This is a genomic window from Streptomyces sp. NPDC001068 (assembly GCF_042897315.1).
GTDB lineage: Bacteria > Actinomycetota > Actinomycetes > Streptomycetales > Streptomycetaceae > Streptomyces.
In genome coordinates this window covers 1-5,501 of the sequence record NZ_JBIAYD010000033.1, presented here as the reverse complement: position 1 = coordinate 5,501, position 5,501 = coordinate 1, and the positions used below count along the sequence as shown (strand labels likewise).

At 68.0% G+C, this 5,501-nt stretch carries 3 protein-coding genes and 2 pseudogenes; 3 read left to right on the top strand and 2 right to left on the bottom strand.

Annotated features, from left to right (window positions below; genetic code table 11):
• Window positions 1–1,349: 1,349 nt before the first annotated feature.
• On the top strand, window positions 1,350–1,763 hold the full coding sequence (locus tag ACFY3I_RS43240; RefSeq protein WP_390866438.1) for a hypothetical protein: 414 nt from the start codon (window positions 1,350–1,352) through the stop codon (window positions 1,761–1,763).
• 224 nt (window positions 1,764–1,987) lie between these two features.
• Here ACFY3I_RS43240 and ACFY3I_RS43235 read toward each other — a convergent pair.
• Window positions 1,988–2,127: pseudogene (locus ACFY3I_RS43235) on the bottom strand (IS1380 family transposase); the annotation flags it as partial.
• Between the two features lie 233 nt (window positions 2,128–2,360).
• On the opposite strand from ACFY3I_RS43235, the pseudogene ACFY3I_RS43230 reads away from it, so the two are divergent.
• Window positions 2,361–2,824: pseudogene (locus ACFY3I_RS43230) on the top strand (transposase); the annotation flags it as partial.
• A gap of 38 nt (window positions 2,825–2,862) precedes the next feature.
• On the opposite strand, the gene ACFY3I_RS43225 reads toward ACFY3I_RS43230, so the two are convergent.
• A complete protein-coding gene (locus ACFY3I_RS43225) occupies window positions 2,863–4,020 on the bottom strand; it encodes an MFS transporter (RefSeq protein ID WP_390866437.1) in 1,158 nt (385 codons plus the stop codon).
• A 183-nt stretch (window positions 4,021–4,203) separates the two neighbouring features.
• Between ACFY3I_RS43225 and ACFY3I_RS43220 the strand changes: the two genes are divergently transcribed.
• Window positions 4,204–5,151, top strand: a complete 948-nt coding sequence (locus ACFY3I_RS43220; protein ID WP_390866436.1) for a LysR family transcriptional regulator — start codon at window positions 4,204–4,206, stop codon at window positions 5,149–5,151.
• Window positions 5,152–5,501 lie beyond the last annotated feature (350 nt).

Below are 5,501 nucleotides of genomic sequence, written 5' to 3'. Positions count from 1 at the left end.
TCGTGGCGCGGCGTTTCGCCCCCCCGCGCGGGCAGGGCCCCGCCCCGCCCGCCCCCCCCGCGCGGCCCCCCCCGCGGGGGGGGGGGCCGCCCCCCCCCCGCCCCCGCGCCCCCCACGGCCCGGCATCCCCGGCGGCTTCTCCTCGCCCTCCGCACAGCACGCCGAGAGCCAGATCCGCCAGCCCCGCCGTCCGCGCAGCGCACCACGGGCCGCGCGACCCGCGCAGCGCCGCGGACAGCAGCGCTGAACGAAGGTGCGGGGGCCCGCCGGCGTCTCCCGGCGGAGTGAAAGACGGCCAGGACACCAGGTCGGTGCTCCACAGTCGTGCGTCGTCTGCCCACGGCGCGGGTCGGGTCGGGGCAGCAGGCAGCCGGCGCGGTTCAGATCCAGGTGGTTCCCCGGGGCAATGCACGAGGGCAGCCAGTAGGTCTGCGTGGCGTAGCCGATCCCCTTGTGCGTGGTGATCGCGCCGTCTCTGGCCATCTCACAGGGGTTGTCGAGCGTGCGCTGTTCGCCATCGTGGTTGCTGGTGTTGTTGATCCCCACGATCTCCGTGCCGGAGAGCACGGGGGACCCCGAGGTGCCCGAGCCGGTGTCGCACTCCGGTGTGTACCGCAGGACGTCCTCAGTGGCGTTCCCCATCTCGAGAACCCGGTAGGCGAACCGGTCGATCTTGCAGGTGAACTCCTGCTTCCAGCTTGCCGAGACGACACGGATGTCCGCGCCGCGGACGGGCCTGTGGTCGGAGACCGTCAACGGCTCGACGCCGTGGTCCCGTCGCAGTTCCCGGTATGTGGTATCGACCTGGTACAGCGCCAGGTCGGTGCCGGTCAGAGTGACCTAGAGCGCCCTGCTCACGTGCAACTGCACCGCAGTGCTGCTCGCGCGGCCCAGTACGTTGAACAGGCGGTGCGACGGCTGGTCCATCAGCACCTCGCCGGGGCCCTCGACCACGGGCCCGGCGGCTTCGTGATTTCCCCGAGTCCGTCCGGAACGACCCAACTCCGCTTACCCCGAACCTTATGGTCCCGACGACCACCTCACCAGGTAGGACACGGTCCCAGGGGTTGGACAGCGGTAGCTCATGGGGAGGTCGGGTGATGACGCTGCGGATGGCGGAGAGGCACGTGAGCGGCCCCGCTTCGCCCGGAGGGGCTGGAAGGGCTCATGGCCGTGAGGCATGTGTGCCCACTGTGAAACGCGCTCACCGGCTGGGCGCCAAACTCGACTCACACCTTGCGCCCTGAGGACATACTTGCGTGTCCCATTTCGCACACGTATCGTTTCGGCGGTCAATCAGTATGGCTCGTGTTAATAGAGCATGAATCAAATCACCATGGGGGCGCCACATGAGCATCCGTACGCGATTGGTTTCCTGGGCGGCGGTGACGGCGTCCGCACTCGCGATGGCAGTCGCAACCGCCGGGCCTGCATCCGCATCCATCGGAACGGGCAGGGTGCAACTGTGTTCCCAGGGGAACTACGCATCGCGATTCACCTTCAACAACAACTACGGCGTGTGGTATGGCGACTGGGTCCCAGCTGGCTCCTGCGGAACCTTCAACGTGGTGGGCGACGTCAACTACCTGACGTGGATTACCGTCCAAGGGCACTACAACACTTCCGGCGACACTTTCGGAATGGCCGTCACCGACAAGGGAGCGACTGTCTACGCCACTCCCGGAACGTCGGGTCGGAAGTTCGCTACAACAGGCACCACGGCCGCGAACGATCACTGGTGGGTGGAGTACCCCAACGTGTGACGGGCCAGGGCATAGGTGTGCGGTCACTCAGGCTGTGCACCACTCCTTCGCGGAGTCGGCGTTGGAGGTCGACGACTCCTGTCGCCTCGGACACGGTGTCGGCCGGAGAGGGGCATGCTGCCGGCTGCCTTGGCCGTGATGTGGACGGTGGTGCGGGTGGCGCCCTCGCGTCGGTGAAGGATGGGCTGTTGGACTGCGTCGGTGATGGTCATGCCGACCGATTACGACAGCCAGCTTCCCCCCGGGCGATGCATGCGACGAACTCGTCGGTGCCACCGTCGGAGTCGGTGTGGATCAGCGTCTAGCGTCCTCGTCGGAACTTCTTCGGCAGCTGGGCCAGCGCGAGTTGGGCCGTGGTGCGGTGTGGAGTAGTCCAGAGGAACGCGCAGATCGGCGCACTGCGTCGAGGTGTCATCCGCGACGGGCCAGTCCTTGGCCACGGTCGAGCAGGGACGCCAGTCCAGACCGTCGGCGTCCCTTAGTGCGGCGGTTGCCCAGGGGAGCAGGAATCCGCTGAGCATCACGGTCCACGCCAGCAGGGTGACACGGCGCAGCAGGACAGGTGGTGGCACGGCAGGCCCTCCGGGAGGTGAGTCGGTGCCTGCCCTTCCCGAGCGGGCGATGCACGACTACGTCCGGGCCGGAACCACCACCTTGTTCGCCGCCTTCGACGTCGCCACCGGCAAAGTGATCGGCTCCCTGCACCGCAGACACCGCGCCGAGGAGTTCAAGAAGTTCTTGATCAAGCTCGACAAGGAGGTGCCGGCCGACCTGGACACAAGACCCCCGCCATCAAGAAGTGGCTGTCGGCCCACTCTCGCTTCCATTGCGACTTCACACCGACCGGATCGTCCTGGCTGAACCTCGTCGAGCGATGGTTCGCCGAACTGACCAACAAGCAGATACGGCGAGGCGGCCACAGGGCGGTCCAGGCACTGGAGAAGGACATCCGCACCTGGACCGCCACCTGGAGCACCGACCCGAAGCCCTACGTCTGGACGAAGACCACGGACGAGGTTCTCCAACGCCTCGCCGACTATCCGAACAGAATTCCCACCTCAGAAGACTGGATGCGCCGGTTCGCCGTCCGGCCGCGTCGCTACGCGTGGCGATCCGCGGCGTTGCCGACCCGCACCGCCAACGTCACACCCGCCGAGAGCACCACGGCGAACCCGATCATCGCGGGGCCGAGTCCGACGTACCGACTCACCACGCTGAACAGGACGGCAGGCAGGCCCATACCGAGATACCCGGCCACGAAGAACATCGCCAACACCCCGGCCCTGGAATGCTCCTGCGCCACCGTTGCGACACGCACCACACCGCTCTTGAACAGCAAACCTGCCCCCGCCCCGGCCACGATCACTGCGACCAGGAACAACCAGAGAGCGGGACGGTACAGGGACACCGTCACCAACAGCAGCCCAACCGGCAGAAGGGTGGCGCCCAGCATCGACATGGACCGCGGCGCCAGCCTGCCCAGCACCAGTTGCGCCAGCGCCGACGCTCCGAACATCAGGAAGGCCGACACCCCGGCCACCAGGTGTGACGTGATGCCGAGCCTGGTCCCCAGAATGATCGCCCCGAGCGAGGAGACAAGCCCGAACAGCGCGAAGGAGAAGGCGGCCAGAGCCGCGGCCGCACCGAACGCCATCGCGGTACCGGGCCGCAGCGCGAACCGCGGCGGCAGGGCCTCGGTACCGTCCGCCCGCTCCACCGTCTCTGGCACAGCCAGCACCAGCACAAGACACAGGCCCATGGTCACCGCGAACCCGGACTGGATCACCACCAGCGGATGTCCGACCCACTGCGCGACCAGACCGGCTACCAGAGGGCCCAGGGCGAGCCCGCCCAGGTTGGCGAGCGTCGCGACGACACCGGGCAGCGCGGCGTTCCGGCCGTCCGGATGCCACCGATGGTGAAGGTCGTGCAAATACGCCGTGGCCGTGGATGCCATCAGCCCGATGCCGACACCGGCGAGGAACCGCCCCGCCAACAGGCCCTCCAGCGACGTCCACCAGACGAGTACCAGCGCCGCCACCGTGCCCACGGCCAGGGCGGGCACCACGACCCGCCGCCGACCCAACCGGTCCGACAGATGCCCGAGCCCCACGAAGCCGGCCGCCGCACCCAGGACGAGTACCGCGAAGGCGACAGTGACCGTCGTGGCACCGAAGCCGTCACGAGCCGCGTACAGCGGCCACAGCGGAGTGGGCGCGGTGCCGAACGCCATCAGGACCGCGAAGGCGACCGCCACACACCAGAATCCGCGTGCGTGGGCCGCCCCGCGTCCGACCTTGTTAGGTCGGACACCTGCGGCCGAGGGGGCACGGGATTCGGAGGCGGACGGAAGACCGGTTGCGGTACGGACGGAGGCTGCGAGGTTTGACATGCCACAAGCGTCATACCGGGCGGACAGGACGTCCAACGTATCCTCGCGATGCTCCGCATCTACGCGAGTGATAGACACACCTGTGTGGAACTGCATCATCTGCGCTACTTCGTTGCCGTGACGGACGAGAAGAGCTTCACCCGGGCCGCCCAGCGTCTGCACGTCGTCCAGTCGGCCGTCTCGACGGCCGTCCGCGCCCTGGAACGCGAGTTGGGAACCACACTGCTGGAGCGCACCCCGCAGGGCGTTCTGCTGACCGAAGCGGGGACGACCCTCCTGCCCCTTGCCGTGGCCACCCTCGACGCCGCGCGGGAGGCCCGCGACGCGGTCCTCGGACTGCACGGTCAACTGCAGGGAACGCTCCGGGCGGGCGGGGTCACCGCCGGCGGTCTTCTCGACATACCCGCCCTGCTTGGCCGCTTCCACACCCTGCACCCGGACGTCACCCTGCGCCTGCACGCATCGCCCACCGGATCAGCAGGACTGGTGCGAGCCCTGCTGGCGGGCGAACTGGACCTGGCTTTCCTGTCCTTGCCGGACCGTCGACCAGCCGGCCTGGACGTGCGCGAGCTGGCCACCGTACCGATGGTACTGATCGTGCCCGCCACGCACCGCCTGGCCGACGCCGACTCCGCGCCACTGAGCGACCTGGTGGACGAGGCTTTCATCGACTCGCCGGCCGGCTTCGGCAACCGCGAACTGGTTGACCGTGCGTTCTCCGCCGCCGCACTCGACCGCCGCGTGCTACTGGAGACCACCGACATCGCCACCACCACCTCCTTCGTCAGACACGGTCTGGGGGTCGCCTTCCTGCCGTCGTTCATGGTCGACCCCGTACCCGACGGCCTCGCCGTCCTCACCCCGGCAGACGCCGCCATGAGTTGGTCGCTGTACCTGGCCACCGCCGACCGACGCCGCACCCCAGCCACGGTGAAGGCCCTGCTCCGGATCGTCGACACGGAACTTCCTCACTTCCTCACCACCGCAGCCCGGTAGCAGGCACCCAACAGGCGCCTCCGCAAGACAGCGTTGCGCCCTCACTTTTTGCCCCGGTCGACCTGTCGTTCAGGATCACCGCGCTGCGGCAGGTCACGGCCTGCCTCCCGGTGAGTGCGGGCTTCGATCCTTCAGGCGCGCGTGCGGGCCTCGCATTCAGTTGCGGCAACAACACCCCGAACTCCACCGCGAGTACGCGTTACTTCACGGATCCATGAAGCTGTGTGTATACCGCATCGGCGACGTCATTTGTCTCTAGAGGTTGTCCCGTAACCCGTGTGGCGGTTGCTGCGTTGCCTGGGCATGGGTGGGGTGATCTCAGCGGATGATCCGAAGTGGATCGAGCCGTT